Here is a 16,560-nt window from a genome sequence, read left to right as displayed (position 1 = left end):
TCTTCCGCGGTGAAAGGCAGGCGAGAGGTGGCAGCCGGCTAGAAGCAGAGCAGCTACGTCAGCGGCGGGAAGAGCGGGTGCTACTGCACGGTCGACTTCGATCCATTGCAGCCCCACCTCCTCCGGCCGGTCCCTCGTAAGGGAGTGTCGTCGGCGTCCGGGGCCTGACCGCGACGCTTCTGCGTGCTGCCCCGAACCACCGGGCCAGAGTAGCAGCCGGCCGAAGTGTCAAGGCGCTGCTTTGCCCGGTACTGACGAGTTCTATGCTCGCCGCATGGCTGATGTTCTCCCTCTGGTCGAGGCTCGCTTGCGCTCCGCGCTGGGCGAACCGGACGCCCGTGCCGCGGTCACCTTCCTCGGTACGGACCGCATCGAGGTGCTGCGTTTCCACGAGGACGACATCGTCCGCTACGCCACCCTCGGCATGTCCGCGCACCCCATGGCGGACCCCACCGCGATGGTCGCCGACCCCGTCAAGGGCCCCCGCGCGGAGCTGGTCCTCTCGGTCCGGGCGGGCCTCGCCGACACCGACAAGGTCCTCCGCCCGCTCGCCGTGCTGGCCGCGTCCCCGCAGGTCGAGGGCGTGGTCGTGGCGCCCGGCGCCTCCCTGGACGTCGGTGAACCGCTGTGGCCCGGCGCCCCGTTCAGCTCGGTCCTGGTCGCCGAGCCGGGCGGTCTGGTCGAGGACCTGGACCTGGACGACCCGCTGGACCCCGTCCACTTCCTGCCCCTGCTCCCGATGACCCCGAACGAGGCCGCGTGGAAGCGCGTGCACGGCGCCGGGGCCCTCCAGGAGCGCTGGCTGGCGAACGGGACGGACCTCAGGGACCCGTCCCGCGCCTCGGTCCCGCTGGCGTGAGCAAGCTCACCAACCAGCCATCGGCACCGGTCAGTTGGCGAGCACGCTGACACCGTCCTCGGCGGCGCGCCGCGTCTCCGGCTCCTCCGCCGGCGCCACCCTGGTGAGCTAGCCGCCCTAATGGATGCGGGCTGCATCTAAATCGGGTCGGTCAGTTGCTTCCGCCCGGACGGGTGATCGTCCTTGACGTGGCGCGGAAGGGGTAGGACCGTGGAGCCCTATGAGGGGCGAACCCAGTTGCCCGAAGTGTGGTGGCCGGGTCAGGGCTCCCGGACTCTTCGCCGATTCCTGGCAGTGCGATGTCCACGGCACCGTGCATCCACTGCAGCCCGTGATCCCGCCCAGCGTCGAGGCTCTCAGCGTCGTCGTGCATCGCACCCAGGTGCCGGTGTGGATGCCGTGGCCCTTGCCGGTCGGATGGCTGTTCACGGGTGTGGCCTGCGCGGGGGACGACCGCAGCGGCGGACGCGCGACGGCTGTCGCCTGCTCCGGTCCCGGACCCCTGGGCGGCCTGGGGGAGCTGATCCTGGTCGCCGAGGAGCTGGGGGTCGGGCTCGGGGCGCGGTACGCGGGGATCGACGGGCCGGACCCGGGGCCGTACATGAACGTCGACAAGCCGGCCCAGGCCAAGGTGCTGGCCGCCGGGCGGCCGACTCCGCTGTGGCATGTCACCAAGACGCCGGACGACCGGGCCGTGTTCGCCGGTGAGGCCCGGGGGCTGTGGCTGTGGGCTGTGGTCTGGCCCGAGCAGACGGGTCTGCTGATGTACGACGAGCTGGTGCTGACGGATCTGCGGGACGCGGGGGCCGAGGTGGACCTGGTGCCGTGCGGGGCGTTGTCGCCGCGCTTGCTGGAGCCGTAGGGCGCCTCAGGGGGTACGGGTTGGTGGGCGGCTGCGGGAGTGTTCCTGGGTGGTCGCGCAGTCCCCCGTTTAGGGGCGTCGCACAGCGTGTTCGTAAGAAGTGAACCTGGGTGGCGGGTGTGACATGAGCGGTTGATTGTGCCGCTATCCTTGGCGTGTCCCCTGTCCGTCCCGGCCCGTTGGAGCTCGCGCGTGCGTATCGATCTGCACACTCACTCCACCGCTTCCGACGGCACGGACGCGCCCGCCGAGCTGGTGCGCAACGCCGCCGCTGCCGGGCTCGACGTCGTGGCGCTCACCGATCACGACACCACCCGTGGGCACGCCGAGGCCGTCGCGGCGCTCCCCGAGGGGCTGACGCTGGTCACCGGTGCCGAACTGTCCTGCCGCCTCGACGGGATCAGCATGCACATGCTGGCCTACCTCTTCGATCCCGAGGAGCCGGCGCTGCTCGCCGAACGGGAGCTGGTGCGGGACGACCGGGTGCCGCGCGCCCAGGGGATGGTCGCCAGGCTGAACGAGCTGGGTGTGCCGGTGACCTGGGAGCAGGTCCTGCGGATCGCCGGGGACGGCTCCGTCGGGCGCCCGCACGTCGCCTCCGCGCTCGTCGAGCTGGGGGTCGTGCCGACCGTGGGTGACGCCTTCACGCAGGACTGGCTGGCCGACGGCGGGCGGGCCTTCGTGGCCAAGCACGAGACGGATCCCTTCGAGGCGATCCGGCTGATCAAGGGCGCGGGCGGGGTCGCCGTGTTCGCGCACCCGGCGGCCGCCAAGCGGGGCCGTACGGTCCCCGAGTCGGCCATCGCACAGCTCGCCGCGGCCGGGCTCGACGGCATCGAGGTCGACCACATGGACCACGACCCGGACACCCGGGCGCGGCTGCGCGGCCTCGGCAAGGAGCTCGGCCTGCTGATGACCGGCTCCAGCGACTACCACGGCAGCCGCAAGACCTGTGTGCTCGGCGAGTACACCACCGACCCCGAGGTCTACGGCGAGATCACGCGGCGCGCGACGGGGGCGTTCCCGGTTCCGGGGACCGGCGGAGCCTGAGACACCTCCCGCCCGCCCATTACGTTCGCTACTTCGCAAGGCCTCTTCACTGATGTTCGACGTTGCCGTCTTCGGCTCACTCTTTCTGACCCTTTTTGTCATCATGGATCCCCCCGGGATCACCCCGATCTTCCTCGCGCTGACCTCGGGCCGTCCGGCCAAGGTGCAGCGGCGGATGGCGTTCCAGGCCGTCTGCGTGGCCGGCGGCGTGATCACCGTCTTCGGGGTGCTCGGTCACCAGATCCTCGACTATCTGCATGTGTCCGTGCCCGCGCTGATGATCGCGGGCGGGCTGCTGCTCCTGCTCATCGCCCTGGACCTGCTCACCGGCAAGACGGACGAGCCGAAGCAGACCAAGGACGTCAACGTCGCCCTCGTGCCGCTCGGCATGCCGCTGCTGGCGGGCCCCGGTGCGATCGTGTCCGTCATCCTGGCCGTGCAGAAGGCCGACAGCGTGACCATGCAGGTCTCGGTGTGGACGGCGATCCTCGCCATCCATGTCGTGCTGTGGCTGGTGATGCGGTACTCGCTGCTGATCATCCGGGTCATCAAGGACGGTGGCGTGGTGCTGGTGACCCGGCTCGCGGGGATGATGCTCTCCGCGATCGCCGTACAGCAGATCATCAACGGCGTCACGCAGGTGATCCAGGGCTCCTGAACCCCTCGGCGCAGCGCAGAGCCCCCGTACGGCATCGGTGCCGTGCGGGGGCTCTGAAGCTTCGGCGGTGATCCGCGTCTGTTACGAGGCCGTGGTGTCGGCCGGGCGGATCCACAGGCGCTGCCCGATGGCGGCTGCCTGCTGCACGATCCGGTTGACGGAGGCGGCGTCCACGACGGTGCTGTCCACGGTCGTGCCGTCGACCTCGTCGAGTCGCATGATTTCGAAGCGCATGGCTTCTCCCTTCGTCTGGTCATCCTCCTGAGGAGAATTGCTGTGTACGTAGGTAGTCAACGGCTTGCTTGTTACAAACATTCCCTACGCTAAAGAAATTTTTCGAACGGCTAACTACTGACCGGTAAGCGGCACGGCCGGGACCGAGCGGGACCGGTTGTGTTCGCTGCGTGACCGCCGGGACAATGGAGGTGATGAACGACGACCTCACGGCGCTCGGCGCCCGTATCGACCGCACCAACGAGTTGCTCCAGCGCATGCTCGCCGAGGTGGCGAAGACACCCTCGACGCATGCGATCTTCGTCGACGCGGGCTATCTGTACGCCGCCGCGGGCCGGCTCGTCGCCGGAACCGAGGACCGGCGCGCCTTCGACCTGGACGCCGAGGGGCTGATCGAGGCGCTCATCGACCGGGCCCGGACGATCTTCGCGGACAGCAGACTGCTCCGCGTCTACTGGTACGACGGCGCCCGGCGCCGCATCCACACCGCCGAGCAGCAGTCGATCGCCGAACTGCCGGACGTCAAGGTGCGCCTCGGCAACCTCAACTCCAGCAACCAGCAGAAGGGCGTCGACTCCCTGATCCGCACCGACCTGGAGTCCCTCGCCCGGCACCGCGCCATCAGCGACGCCGCCCTCCTCGGCGGCGACGAGGACCTGGTCTCCGCGGTGGAGGCGGCGCAGGGGTACGGCGCCCGGGTCCATCTGTGGGGCATCGAGGCGCCGGAGGGACGCAACCAGGCCGAGCCGCTGCTCTGGGAGGTCGACAGCCAGCGCACCCTCGACCTCGACTTCTTCAAGCCGTACGTCTCCCGGCGCACGGCCGCCTCCGAGGGGACCGCGGCCCGGCCCACCCGTGAGGACGTCCGTTTCGTGGGCGCCCAGATCGCGGCGAAGTGGCTGGCGGCACGGGGCAGGGAGGCCCTGGTGGAACTGCTCCCCGGGCACCCCTATCTGCCGGGCTCCGTCGACCAGGACCTGCTGGTGGAGGCGGAGGGGATGCTCCAGTACTCCCTGCGCGGCCAGGCGGACCTGCGGCGGGCGCTGCGGGACGGGTTCTGGGGGCATCTTCAGGCGCAGTACTAGCCAGGCCCTCTCGTCCTGGATCATCCCGGCGGCGCGGGGCCTGGCACGCGGCTATCCCTCACCGTCCCAGAAGTCGGCGAGGGCCTGAGCGGTGGCGAAGGGCTGTTCGGCGTTGGGGGAGTGCTCGGCGCCGGGGACGACGGTGCGGCGGGCGTGCAGCCGTAGCGCCATGTCGTCGAGGAGCGGGACCGGCCAGGTGTCGTCCTTCTCGCCCGACAGCACATGGAACGGCAGCGGTACGGCGGCGAGTTCGGCGACCCTGTCCGGCTCGGTGCACAACTGGTGCCCGGTGGCGGCGAGTTGGGCGGGCTTGGTGCCGAGCCAGCGGCGGCGCAGATGCTCGGGCCCGCCGATCCCGCGGGCCGGTCCGCCGACCTCCTCGGGCGGCCCCATGGCCAGGATCGCCTCCCACACCTCCGGCATCGCCATCACGGCGAGCGCGTCGCGGAGCAGCTTGACGCGCTGCTGCTGGGAGAAGGAGATCTGGGCGGGGCCCGACGCGACGAGCGTCAACGACCGGAAGGGTGAGGGGTCGAGGAGCACGGCGGCACGGGCGATCTGGCCGCCGAGGGAGTGCCCGAGCAGATGGACGGGGGCGCCGACGGCTTCCGCCTGCGCGAGGACGTCCTGCGCCAACTCCTCTTGCGCGTAAGCGGATTCGTCGTCCGCGGGGCCGTCCGACTCGTACTGTCCCCTACCGTCCACGGCCACGCTCCGGTATCCGCGTGCGGCGAGCGGCGCGTGCAGGAGGGTGAAGTCCTCCTTGCTGCCGGTGAAGCCGGGGAGCAGGAGAGCGACACCGTGCGTTTCCACTCCGGGGGGTACGGGGGAGTCGATTACGGCGAAGTCTCCGCGGGGGGTGCGTAGGGGGTAGACGCGGGGGGCGGGGGGAGGGGCGGGGGTTGTCACGGGGGCGAGGGTAGCGGGGGGCTCCTGCCCGGGTGGGGCTGAGCCCCGATGCGGGTGGGGGGCGAAGGCTGTCGGGGGTGGGTTGGGCCGACCGGCACTGGGCAAAGCGAACGGCCCGGTCCCACCTCAGGTGGGGCCGGGCCGTTCTGGTCGGAGATCAGCTCTCCGTGGGCTCTGCGGCGACCGTCGCCTTGCGGGTGCGGCGGGCCCTGGGCTTCGCCTCGGCGACCTCCGCGGTCTCCGTGGCCTGGGCCGGGATGACGGCCGTCTCGGCTGCCTTGCGGGTGCGGCGCGGCTTGGCTTCGGCGGCTGCCTCCGGCTCGGGCGCCGTTTCGGCGGCCTTGCGGGTGCGGCGGACCTTGGGCTTGGCCTCGGTGGCCTCCGCGGTGTCGACCGCCGCTTCCGCCGCCTTGCGGGTCCGGCGGCGCGGGGCCGCCGGCTCCTCGGTGGTGTCGACCGCCGTCTCCGCCGTCTTGCGGGTGCGGCGGGGCTTGGCTTCGGCGGCTGCCTCCGGCTCGGGCGCCGTTTCGGCGGCCTTGCGGGTGCGGCGGACCTTCGGCTTTGCCTCGGTCGCTTCGGCGGTGTCGACCGCCGTCTCCGCCGTCTCCGCCGCCTTGCGGGTCCGGCGGCGCGGGGCCGTCGGCTCCTCGGCGGCCTGGGCCGGGATCTCGGCCGGCTCGGCGGCCTTGCGGGTGCGGCGAGCCTTGGGCTTGGCCTCGGCGGCTTCGGCGGTGTCGACCACGGTCTCCGCCGCAGCCGTCGCCTTGCGGGTCCGGCGGGGCTTGGCTTCGGTGGCCTCCGCCGTGTCGACCGCCGTCTCCGCGGCCTTGCGGGTGCGGCGGCGCGGGGCCGTCGGCTCCTCGGCGGTGTCGACCGCCGTCTCGACCGCGGTCGTCGCCTTGCGGGTCCGGCGGGGCTTCGTCTCGGTCGCCTCGGCGGTGTCAACTGCGGCCTCTGCCGCAGCCGTTGCCTTGCGGGTGCGGCGGGGCTTCGGCTCGGTGGCCTCCGCCGTGTCGACCGCGGCCTCGGCGGCCGGCTCGGCCGTCTTGCGGGTGCGGCGGCGCGGCTTGGTGGCCTCCGCCTCGGGCGCCGTGGTCTCGGCGAGCGGTGCGGGGGTCTCCACGACCGTCTGCTCCGCCGAAGTCACCGTCGGCTGCGCGGACTTGCGGGTGCGGCGGCGACGCGGCTCGGCCGGGGCCTCGGTGGTCGCCTCCGCCGTGTCGAGCACGGCTTCCGCCGGCTCCGCCACGGCGGACGTGGCCGGCACCGACTCCGGTGCTGCCCCGCCGCGGGTGCGGCGACGGCGGCGCGGGGTGCGGGCCGCGGCCTCGTCGGCGGCCGGGACCGCCTCGGGAGCCTCCGTGGCGGACGGGGCGGGAGTCGCGGCCGGGTCCAGGGCCGTTCCGCCGCGGGTACGGCGGCGACGGCGCGGCGTACGGGCCGGACGCTCGCGCTCGGCGGAACGGGACTCGCCCCGGCCGTCACCGCGTCCACCTCGGCCACCCCTGTCACCCCGGTCACGCGCACCGCGACCGCCGGTCTCGCCGAGGTCCTCGACCTCCTCCGCCGCGAGCCCGGCGCGCGTACGCTCCGAGCGCGGCAGGACACCCTTGGTGCCGGCGGGGATGCTCAGCTCCTCGAAGAGGTGCGGGGACGTGGAGTACGTCTCCGGCGGGTCGTTGAACCCGAGGTCCAGCGCCTTGTTGATGAGCTGCCAGCGCGGGATGTCGTCCCAGTCGACGAGGGTGATCGCGATGCCCTTGGCGCCCGCGCGGCCGGTACGGCCGATGCGGTGCAGGTACGTCTTCTCGTCCTCGGGGGACTGGTAGTTGATGACGTGCGTGACGCCCTCGACGTCGATGCCGCGAGCGGCGACGTCGGTGCAGACGAGCACGTCCACCTTGCCGTTGCGGAAGGCGCGCAGCGCCTGCTCGCGGGCGCCCTGGCCGAGGTCGCCGTGGACCGCGCCGGAGGCGAAGCCACGCTGCTGCAACTGGTCGGCGAGGTCCGCCGCGGTCCGCTTCGTACGGCAGAAGACCATGGCCAGACCGCGACCGTCGGCCTGCAGTATGCGCGCGACCATCTCGGGCTTGTCCATGTTGTGCGCGCGGTAGATGTACTGCGCGGTGTTCGCGACGGTCGCGCCCTCGTCGTCCGGTGCCGTGGCACGGATGTGGGTGGGCTGCGACATGTAGCGGCGCGCGAGGCCGATGACCGCGCCCGGCATGGTCGCCGAGAACAGCATGGTCTGGCGGCGGGCCGGCAGCATGTTGATGATCTTCTCGACGTCGGGCAGGAAGCCCAGGTCGAGCATCTCGTCGGCCTCGTCGAGGACGAGCGCCTTGACGTGCTTGAGGTTGAGCTTCTTCTGGCCCGCGAGGTCCAGCAGGCGGCCCGGGGTGCCGACGATGACGTCGACGCCCTTCTTCAGGGCCTCCACCTGAGGCTCGTAGGCGCGGCCGCCGTAGATCGCGAGGACGCGGACGTTACGCACCTTGCCGGCGGTCAGCAGGTCGTTGGTGACCTGCGTGCACAGCTCGCGGGTGGGGACGACGACGAGCGCCTGCGGGGCGTCGGTGAGGTCCTCGGGCTTGGCGCGCCCGGCCTCCACGTCGGCGGGAACGGTGACGCGCTCCAGCAGCGGGAGGCCGAAGCCCAGCGTCTTGCCGGTGCCGGTCTTGGCCTGGCCGATGACGTCGGAGCCCGAGAGGGCGACGGGGAGCGTCATTTCCTGGATGGGGAAGGGGTTGATGATGCCGACGGCTTCGAGGGCCTCGGCCGTCTCGGTGAGAATCCCGAGATCGCGGAAAGTCGTAGTCAGGGTGCTGCCTCTTCTGTGTGCGCGGTGCGAGGCGAGCGCGGGGGTCTTTGACGGACCGTGCCGGGGACGTCGGCTGCCATACGGTCGGGCCGTAAGGCACGGGACCACTGCCGACGCTCTAGCGCTCGTACCGCTGAGGGTGTCCCCCCGGGAATCCGTACGCACTGTGCCGTACGGACGAGGGGCTGTCGGGTCGGAGCCGATCGGGCCACCGACCGGGCATCCTCATACGTGCGGCCTGTAGAGACAGCGTCGAACTGCGTCGACGTACTCAGCAGGCGCATTACCACCATACCCCGGAATCGCGCACATGCGATGGCCGAATTGGTCACGTAGTCGTCGTCACAGTGATTGACCAGGGACTTCCCCCGTGCGACGAGCCAGCTATTGTGCGCTGCATGACCACCTCTGACAAGCCTGACCCCGCCACGGACAGCTCGGAAGCCCCCGTCGAACACACCGGCGTCGCCGCCCAGGACTGGGCGACGGCTTCCGCCGACCCGCAGTACCGCGCCGCGGTCGTCGACCTGCTCGGCGCGCTCGCGTACGGGGAGCTGGCGGCGTTCGAGCGGCTCGCGGAGGACGCCAAGCTGGCGCCGACGCTGGCGGACAAGGCGGAGCTGGCCAAGATGGCGTCGGCCGAGTTCCACCACTTCGAGCGGTTGCGCGACCGGCTGACGTCGATCGGTGAGGAGCCGACCCGGGCGATGGAGCCGTTCGTCGCCGCGCTGGACGGCTTCCACAAGCAGACGGCGCCGTCGGACTGGCTGGAGGGGCTCGTCAAGGCCTACGTCGGTGACTCGATCGCCAGTGACTTCTACCGGGAGGTCGCGGCCCGGCTCGACTCGGACACCCGGGAGCTGGTCCTCGGCGTGCTGGACGACACGGGGCACGCCGGGTTCGCGGTGGAGAAGGTGCGGGCCGCCATCGACGCCGAACCCCGCGTGGGCGGACGGCTCGCCCTGTGGGCGCGGCGTCTGATGGGCGAGGCGCTGTCGCAGTCCCAGCGGGTGGTCGCCGACCGGGACGCGCTGTCGACGATGCTGGTCGGCGGAGTGGCGGACGGGTTCGACCTCGCCGAGGTCGGCCGGATGTTCTCCCGGATCACCGAGGCGCACACGAAGCGGATGGCCGCGCTGGGCCTGGCGGCGTAGCGCTCCGGGGGCCGGTGGTCGCGCGGCTCGGCCGGGGGGCTTGCCGCGCGGATCCCCGCGCCCCTAGAGCTCGTTCACGCCGTCGCCCTGCGGCCCAGTCTTCCCCCGGACGGGCGCAGGAGCAGCGACAGGGATGCCGTGGACACCGCGGCCGCACCCGCCAGGATCGGCAGCAGATTCCCCAGATCCAGTGCCGTGTCCGTGACGAACGCGCCGAAGAGGGCCCCGGCCACTCCGGTCGGCAGGACCAGGGTGCGGGCGGGCAGACGGTGGGGCAGGCGGTGCGCCGCCGCCCATGCCAGGGCCAGGCCGAGGATGGCGGAGCTCAGCGCTTCCAAGAGCATGTTGGGGTCCCTCCCACATGGCCGGCCTGCTCGAAACGGTCGTAGCCCCTCATTACCCCTGACCTGCGGAATCCAATCCTCCCCTGTGTGCGGTCTGTGCACCATTCGTGAAGGAGAGCGGGTGGGGGAGCGGTGGAGGAACGACGGAGGGCCCGGCGGTTTCGACACCGCCGGGCCCTCCTGTGCAGCTGCTTACAGCGCGCCGAAGCCCACCTTGCGGGGGGCCGGCTCGCCGAGCTCGACGTACGCGAGACGGTCGGCCGGGACGAGGACCTTGCGGCCGTGCTCGTCCACGAGGCTCAGCAGCGCCGACTTGCCGGCCAGCGCCTCGGACACCGCCTGCTCGACCTCCTCGGCGGTCTGACCGCTCTCCAGAACGATCTCGCGGGGCGCGTGCTGCACGCCGATCTTGACCTCCACGGCTATGTCCCTCCGACGGTCAGTGAAGTGCGCGACCTTCCGCGCTGTACCCAGCACACATTAGCCCGGTGAGGGGACGTCCACGCTCCGCGCAAGAACGCCAGGAGCGAACAGCGGCCGGGAACATCCGGTCCCTCAGTGGTGCTGGTCGGTGCCGTGCAGCGGGAACCCCGCGATGCCCCGCCAGGCGAGCGAGGTCAGCAGCTGCACCGCCTGGTCGCGCGGGACACTGCGGTCGCTGTGCAGCCAGGAGCGGGCCACCACCTGGGCGAGGCCGCCGAGCCCGGAGGCCAGCAGCATCGACTCGGCGCGCGAGAGGCCCGTGTCCTCGGCGATGACGTCGCAGATCGCCTCCGCGCACTCGTTGGTGACCTTGTCGACGCGCTCGCGGACCGCGGGTTCGTTGGTCAGGTCCGACTCGAACACCAGTCGGAAGGCGCCGCCGTCGTCCTCGACATAGGCGAAGTACGCGTCCATCGTCGCCCGTACGCGCTGCTTGTTGTCGGTCGTCGACGCGAGCGCGTGGCGCACGGACTGGATCAGGGACTCGCAGTGCTGGTCCAGCAGGGCGAGATAGAGATCCAGCTTGCCCGGGAAGTGCTGGTAGAGCACCGGCTTGCTGACCCCGGCGCGCTCGGCGATGTCGTCCATGGCGGCCGCGTGGTAGCCCTGCGCCACGAAGACCTCCTGCGCGGCGCCCAGCAGCTGATTCCGACGGGCACGGCGCGGCAGGCGCGTACCTCGTGGGCGTGCCGCCTCTGTTTGCTCGATGGCTGTCACGCCGCCTCCCAATGTCGTCCACATGCGGTGTGCGCCGCGCCGCCATCGTACTTTTCGGTAACCCTGCTGTGCGCGGTGCGAGCGCAGAATTTCACGGACCGGACGGTGACGAAAGCCGTGCGGAAGGTTTCGAACTGGGGTGAGCGGGGCAAAAATTTGCCTCCCTCCTGCTCAGCGGCCCCTCGGGACATCGTCCGTCACCGGTAGTCGTCCTCGTCGAGCGAGACGACGCGGGCCTGTTCCGCCAGGTCGGCGACGTTGGCGCGGTCCTGGGCCGCGTCGTCGAGCGGATCGTCGCGCTCGGGGGCGATGGCGGCCTGCTGCTCGGCCGCGTCGGCCGCGGGGGCCTCGACGTCGAACTCCTGGCGTTCCTGGGCGTCCTCGTCCTCGAAGGTCTCGGGATCGCTGGGGTCTACGGCCATGGTGGGCTCCCTTCCTATGAACGTCCCTGAGAGAAGCAGGGGCCACACGGGTGCCCTCTGTACGAGCCTAGGAGACACCCGATTCGGACGCTATGCGATCCGCGTCCGGGCGGGAGGGTGGGCGGCGCGGGCGGAACACTGCTGCACTCTTGTGATGGCGAACACATGAACCAGTGCGTGATCGTCTCGTAACATTGCCGCATGTCTTCGACCGAGCTGCCGTCCGCCAGTCCGGCGGCCAACGTACTGCCGAAGGTGTCGCCCGTCAGGGTCGCGGAGGGCGAACGGCTGCGATCGGTCGGGCTGCCGGGCATCACGCTCACGGTGCGGTCCAGACCACCGGCGCGGACGGGACTGCCGCCCGCGTTGTTCGTGCACGGGCTCGGCGGCTCCTCCCAGAACTGGTCGGAGCTGATGCAGGTGCTGGAGGCGGACGTCGACGGCGAGGCCGTGGACCTGCCCGGCTTCGGCGACTCCCCACCGCCGGACGACGGCGACTACTCGATCACCGCCCACGCGCGGGCGGTCATCCGCTACCTCGACGCCTCGGGGCGCGGGCCCGTGCACCTCTTCGGAAACTCGCTCGGCGGCGCGATCGCCACGCGCGTCTCCGCCGTACGGCCCGATCTCGTCCGTACGCTGACGCTCGTGTCCCCCGCCCTCCCGGAGCTCCGAGTCCAGCGCACCGCGGTGCCCACCGCGCTGCTCGCGCTGCCGGGCGTGGTCACCCTCTTCACCCGGCTCACCAAGGAGTGGTCCGCGGAGCAGCGGGTGCGCGGGGTCATGGGCCTTTGCTACGGCGATCCCGCGCGCGTGACCGAGGAGGGGTTCCGCAACGCCGTCCAGGAGATGGAGCGGCGGCTGCAACTGCCGTACTTCTGGGACGCGATGTCGCGCTCCGCGCGCGGGATCGTCAACGCCTACACACTCGGCGGCCAGCACGCCCTGTGGCGCCAGGCCGAGCGCGTCCTCGCCCCGACGCTCCTCATCTACGGCGGCCGGGACCAGCTCGTCGGCTACCGCATGGCCCAGCGGGCGGCCCGCGCCTTCCGCCGCTCCCGGCTGCTGACCCTGCCGGAGGCGGGGCACGTGGCGATGATGGAGTACCCGGAGCTGGTGGCCCGGGCCTTCCGCGAACTTCGCGCCGACGCGGCGTCGGGGCATGTGGCGTCGAGCGAGCCGGACGAGGGCCGTGTGGCTTCGGGCGCACCGGCTCCGGCCGCACCCGCCTCGGACGAACCGGCCTCGCACGGTGGCGGGGCCCTGACCGAGACCTCGGGGAGCTGAGGCGCGGGTGGGACGCCACAGTCGGCGGGGGCCCGCGCCCAAGGGCGACGCGGCGGACAGAGCGGGACGGCGGGGGGCTCCCCGGGGGGCCGAGGGGACGCCGGCTCACGGGACTCCGGTGCGTGGGACTCCGGCTCACGGGACGCCGGCTCACGGGGTGCCGCGGTTCCCTGAGGGGACCCCTGCGCATGGTTTTCCGCGGCTTCCCGACGGGACCCCGGCTCATGGCGTGCCGCGCCATCCCGACGGCACGCCCGCGCACGGCGCCCCTCAGGTCCGCGGCGGGCATCCCGAGCAGCGTGAAGCCGGGGGTGGCTGGGGGGAGGTGCGGAGCGGCTCCGTCCCGGGCGAGGCCGGCATACCACAGCAGCGCCCCCCGCACCTGCGGCGTGGGCCCCGCCAGGACTACGTCGACGCCTTCGACGAGGACACCGACGTCTTCACGCCCCGGACCTCCGCCGACCCGTACGCCTCGGTCACCGACTGGTCCGCCGACGTCGGCGTGCGGAGCGAGCCGGACGTCGCGCACCCGCCGCCGACCGGCGAACCCGCGTCCGGCAAGGGCTCCAAGGGGCGTGCCTTCGCCGGTATCGCGGCCGCCGCCGTCACCACCGTGCTCGCGGTCGTGGTCGCCGGGCAGGTCATGGACCGGCGTCAGGACCCCGACGTGAAGGCGCAGTCCGCCACCGACCAGGCGCGGCACGCGCGGGACTCCGCCTCGCGAGGGGACGGACGGCCGACGCCGAAGGAACCGGCTGCGGCGCCGCCGCTGACGTACGAGCAGCGGATGGGCAAGACGTACCCGCTCAGCGCCACGCTCGACGGGTCGGGGGAGTTCGTCGCCGTCAAGGGCATCGACAAGGCGCCCGGCATCGGGCAGAAGTTCACCTACCGCGTGGACGTGGAGAAAGGGCTCGGCCTGGACGGCGAGCTGTTCGCGCAGGCCGTGCAGAAGACGCTGAACGACGACCGGAGCTGGGCGCACAACGGCGCGCGCACCTTCGAGCGCGTCCACTCCGGCGAGCCCGACTTCGTGATCACGCTCGCCAGCCCGGGCACGACCGCGGACTGGTGTGCCAAGTCGGGCCTGGACACGACCGTGGACAACGTCTCCTGCGACTCCGCCGCCACCGAGCGCGTGATGATCAACGCCTATCGGTGGGCGCAGGGCTCGAAGACCTACGGCGACCGGATCCACGCCTACCGGCAGATGCTGATCAACCACGAGGTCGGCCACCGGCTCGGCTTCCACCACGTGACCTGCGACAAGGACGGCGACCTCGCCCCGGTCATGCAGCAGCAGACCAAGTTCCTGGACCACGACGGCATCAGTTGCCGCCCCAACCCCTGGGCTTACCCCGGCGCCTGACGTTCCGTAACCGTTCGATCTCTTAGCGCGACGGAACGCTACCCGCACGGGAAAGTTACGACCGTTCACCCCTTTTGGTGGCGCGATGGACAACCGTCCGTCGCGCCACCGCCTTGTCCGCTTACGTTCGTCCCGCTGCGAGCCGCCGGGTCAACGGCGGCTCCCCTTAAGGGAGATCGGGGGTGCACTCGTGCGCATCGGACTGCTTACGGAGGGTGGCTATCCGTATGTGAGCGGTGATGCCAGGCTCTGGTGCGACCGGCTCGTGCGCGGGCTCGGGCAGCACGAGTTCGACGTCTACGCGCTCAGCCGCAGCGAGCGCCAGGAGGACGAGGGCTGGGTCCCGCTGCCGCCGCAGGTCAGGCGGGTGCGGACGGCCCCGCTGTGGAGCGCGGAGAGCGACGGGGTGGTGTACGGGCGGCGCGCGCGCCGGCGCTTTGCCGAGCACTACGGTGCGCTGGCCGCGGTGCTGTGTGCCGGAGCCGAGGCTCAGGACGGTGCGTCCGAGGGTCCGTCGTCCGAGGGCCCGTCGGATGATGTGGCGGACCGTTTCGGCAACGCGCTGTACGGGCTCGCCGAACTGGCCCGCGACGAGGGCGGGGGCGGTCTGGCGGGCGCACTCCGCTCCGAGACCGCCGTACGCGCCCTGGAGCGCGCCTGCCGTGCGCCGGGCGCTCTCCGCACGGCGCGCGAGGCGCGCGTCCCCGATCTGCTCACCGTCGCCGCCCACCTGGAGCGCGCACTGCGCCCCCTCTCGCTCGACTGGTACGACGACCAAGGGCTCGGCTCGGTCGACCTGTGCCACGCCGCCTCCGGCGGCCCGGCGGCGCTGCCCGGACTGCTCGCGCGGCACTTCTCGGGCGTACCTCTGCTGGTGACCGAGTACGGCGTGCGCCTGCGTACGCACTACCTCGCCGCCACCGACGCCCCGCCCGCCGTACGAGCGCTGCTCGCCGCCTTCCACGGCCGGCTCGCGGCCGAGATCTACGGCCGGGCCGAGATCGTCACGCCCGGCAACGCGCACGCCCGCCGCTGGCAGGAGCACTGCGGCGCCGACCGCGCCAAACTGCGCACCGTCTACCCCGGCATGGACGCTTCCCGCTTCGCTGAGGCCGGGGAGGCCCCGGAGCGCGCGGACCCGGACACGCTCGTCTGGGTCGGCCGCGTGGAGCCCGCGAAGGACCTGGTCTCCCTGCTCCACGCCTTCGCCGAGATCCGCAAGGAGGAGGCGAAGACGCGGCTGCGGATCGTCGGCGCCCCCGCCGGTGCCGAGGGCGCGGCCTACCTCGGCCACTGCAAGGCGCTGGCCGCGCAGCTCTTCCCCGACGAGGCGGACGGACTGCACGCCGTCGGCGACAACCCCGTCTCCTTCGAGGAGATCGGCGGCCCCGAACTGCCCGCGCTCGCCGACGCGTACGCCGCGGGGGCCGTGACCGTGCTCTCCAGCGTCGTCGAGGGGTTCCCGATCAGTCTCGTCGAGGCCATGTTCTGCGGTCGCGCGACGGTGTCCACGGACGTGGGCGCGGTGACGGAGGTCATCGGTGGCACCGGGCTCGTCGTCCCGCCGCGCAACCCCAGGGCGCTCGCCGAGGCGTGCGTGGCGCTGCTGCGCGAGCCCGAGCGGCGTGAGCGCCTGGGCGCCGCCGCACGCGCGCGTGCCCTCGAGCTGTTCACGGTCGAGCAGAACATCGCGGCATTTCACGGCATTTACCTGGAGATCGTCGCGCGCTGTCCGGTCCGCCGCGTCGTCCTCGACGAGACCGGCGAGCCCTTGCCGTTCGCCGTCCCGGCCGAGGCCCATGTCCCCGGCCGCTGGAACGGCCCCGCCGCACGGCTCGTGGCCCGCGGCGGCCCCGGCTGGGCGGCGGGGCCGCCCGTCCGGGCGACGGCGCGGGTGGCCGCGGAGGGGGCGCGATGACCGGGCTCGGCGGACTGGACCGCCCCGGGAGACCGACCAGCCCGGGGGGCTGGGACGCACGGTCGCGGGACTCGCTGGGGGCGGGGACGGATGTGCGGGGGGTGTCGGAAGCGGGCTTGGCGGGGGCCGGTGTGGCGGGGGCCGGTGTGGTCGGGGCTGGTGTGGCGGGGGCCGGCGTGGCGGGGGCCGGTGTGCCGGGAAGCGGCGTGCGGGGGTCCGATGTACCGGGGTCCGGCGTACCAGGGTCCGGCGTCCCGGGGTTCGATGTGCCGGGGTTCGACGTCCCGCGAACCGGCGTGGCGGGGGCCGGTGTGCCGGGAAGCGGCGTGCGGGGGTCCGATGTACCGGGGTCCGGCGTACCAGGGTCCGGCGTCCCGGGGTTCGATGT

At 72.3% G+C, this 16,560-nt stretch carries 16 protein-coding genes; 9 read left to right on the top strand and 7 right to left on the bottom strand.

What is annotated here, in order from left to right:
* The first annotated feature begins 274 nt into the window (after nucleotides 1–274).
* The 4 genes from ACWD1Z_RS01225 to ACWD1Z_RS01210 all read left to right on the top strand — a co-directional run bounded on the left by ACWD1Z_RS01225 (nucleotide 275) and on the right by ACWD1Z_RS01210 (nucleotide 3,429).
* Nucleotides 275–859, top strand: a complete 585-nt coding sequence (locus ACWD1Z_RS01225) for a suppressor of fused domain protein (protein WP_451114501.1) — start codon at nucleotides 275–277, stop codon at nucleotides 857–859.
* A 220-nt stretch (nucleotides 860–1,079) separates the two neighbouring features.
* Nucleotides 1,080–1,721 carry a DUF6758 family protein gene (locus tag ACWD1Z_RS01220; RefSeq protein WP_451114499.1) on the top strand — a complete coding sequence of 214 codons (642 nt, stop codon included), beginning with the start codon at nucleotides 1,080–1,082 and terminating at the stop codon, nucleotides 1,719–1,721.
* A gap of 192 nt (nucleotides 1,722–1,913) precedes the next feature.
* The gene (locus tag ACWD1Z_RS01215) at nucleotides 1,914–2,771 is read left to right on the top strand and encodes a PHP domain-containing protein (RefSeq protein ID WP_451114497.1); all 858 of its coding nucleotides are present in this window, start codon (nucleotides 1,914–1,916) and stop codon (nucleotides 2,769–2,771) included.
* 52 nt (nucleotides 2,772–2,823) lie between these two features.
* Entirely contained in the window at nucleotides 2,824–3,429 is a 606-nt protein-coding gene (locus ACWD1Z_RS01210) for a MarC family protein (protein WP_451114495.1), read from the top strand.
* An 81-nt stretch (nucleotides 3,430–3,510) separates the two neighbouring features.
* Here the strand turns inward: ACWD1Z_RS01210 and ACWD1Z_RS01205 are convergent, their stop codons facing one another.
* Nucleotides 3,511–3,663, bottom strand: a complete 153-nt coding sequence (locus ACWD1Z_RS01205) for a hypothetical protein (protein WP_202485837.1) — start codon at nucleotides 3,661–3,663, stop codon at nucleotides 3,511–3,513.
* 194 nt (nucleotides 3,664–3,857) lie between these two features.
* Here ACWD1Z_RS01205 and ACWD1Z_RS01200 point away from each other — a divergent pair, with 194 nt between their 5' ends.
* Nucleotides 3,858–4,748, top strand: coding sequence for an NYN domain-containing protein (locus ACWD1Z_RS01200; RefSeq protein WP_451114493.1), 891 nt, complete (start codon nucleotides 3,858–3,860; stop codon nucleotides 4,746–4,748).
* Between the two features lie 51 nt (nucleotides 4,749–4,799).
* Here ACWD1Z_RS01200 and ACWD1Z_RS01195 read toward each other — a convergent pair whose 3' ends face one another.
* Together ACWD1Z_RS01195 and ACWD1Z_RS01190 are read right to left on the bottom strand one after the other, a co-directional pair.
* The gene (locus ACWD1Z_RS01195; RefSeq protein ID WP_451114491.1) at nucleotides 4,800–5,657 is read right to left on the bottom strand and encodes an alpha/beta fold hydrolase; all 858 of its coding nucleotides are present in this window, start codon (nucleotides 5,655–5,657) and stop codon (nucleotides 4,800–4,802) included.
* 157 nt (nucleotides 5,658–5,814) lie between these two features.
* Nucleotides 5,815–8,385 (bottom strand): DEAD/DEAH box helicase, encoded by a 2,571-nt coding sequence (locus tag ACWD1Z_RS01190; RefSeq protein ID WP_451114489.1) that lies wholly within the window; start codon nucleotides 8,383–8,385, stop codon nucleotides 5,815–5,817.
* A 491-nt stretch (nucleotides 8,386–8,876) separates the two neighbouring features.
* Between ACWD1Z_RS01190 and ACWD1Z_RS01185 the strand changes: the two genes are divergently transcribed.
* On the top strand, nucleotides 8,877–9,632 hold the full coding sequence (locus tag ACWD1Z_RS01185) for a ferritin-like fold-containing protein (protein WP_389415065.1): 756 nt from the start codon (nucleotides 8,877–8,879) through the stop codon (nucleotides 9,630–9,632).
* Between the two features lie 74 nt (nucleotides 9,633–9,706).
* Here the strand turns inward: ACWD1Z_RS01185 and ACWD1Z_RS01180 are convergent, their stop codons facing one another.
* From ACWD1Z_RS01180 to ACWD1Z_RS01165, 4 genes are all read right to left on the bottom strand, one after another.
* Entirely contained in the window at nucleotides 9,707–9,976 is a 270-nt protein-coding gene (locus ACWD1Z_RS01180; protein ID WP_451114487.1) for a hypothetical protein, read from the bottom strand.
* A gap of 192 nt (nucleotides 9,977–10,168) precedes the next feature.
* Nucleotides 10,169–10,396 (bottom strand): DUF3107 domain-containing protein, encoded by a 228-nt coding sequence (locus tag ACWD1Z_RS01175; RefSeq protein ID WP_351979974.1) that lies wholly within the window; start codon nucleotides 10,394–10,396, stop codon nucleotides 10,169–10,171.
* A 135-nt stretch (nucleotides 10,397–10,531) separates the two neighbouring features.
* Nucleotides 10,532–11,176 carry a TetR/AcrR family transcriptional regulator gene (locus tag ACWD1Z_RS01170; protein ID WP_328873700.1) on the bottom strand — a complete coding sequence of 215 codons (645 nt, stop codon included), beginning with the start codon at nucleotides 11,174–11,176 and terminating at the stop codon, nucleotides 10,532–10,534.
* 197 nt (nucleotides 11,177–11,373) lie between these two features.
* Entirely contained in the window at nucleotides 11,374–11,598 is a 225-nt protein-coding gene (locus ACWD1Z_RS01165) for a hypothetical protein (RefSeq protein ID WP_451114485.1), read from the bottom strand.
* Nucleotides 11,599–11,799: 201 nt separating this feature from the next.
* On the opposite strand from ACWD1Z_RS01165, the gene ACWD1Z_RS01160 reads away from it, so the two are divergent.
* The 3 genes from ACWD1Z_RS01160 (at nucleotide 11,800) to ACWD1Z_RS01150 (ending at nucleotide 16,172) form a co-directional block, all read left to right on the top strand.
* Entirely contained in the window at nucleotides 11,800–12,885 is a 1,086-nt protein-coding gene (locus ACWD1Z_RS01160) for an alpha/beta fold hydrolase (protein WP_451114484.1), read from the top strand.
* A 7-nt stretch (nucleotides 12,886–12,892) separates the two neighbouring features.
* On the top strand, nucleotides 12,893–14,254 hold the full coding sequence (locus ACWD1Z_RS01155; protein ID WP_451114482.1) for a DUF3152 domain-containing protein: 1,362 nt from the start codon (nucleotides 12,893–12,895) through the stop codon (nucleotides 14,252–14,254).
* 190 nt (nucleotides 14,255–14,444) lie between these two features.
* Nucleotides 14,445–16,172, top strand: a complete 1,728-nt coding sequence (locus ACWD1Z_RS01150; RefSeq protein ID WP_451114480.1) for a DUF3492 domain-containing protein — start codon at nucleotides 14,445–14,447, stop codon at nucleotides 16,170–16,172.
* Nucleotides 16,173–16,560: the final 388 nt, after the last annotated feature.

It is taken from the genome of Streptomyces sp. NPDC002784 (genome assembly GCF_053592135.1).
This window is presented reverse-complemented; position numbering and strand designations above follow the sequence as displayed.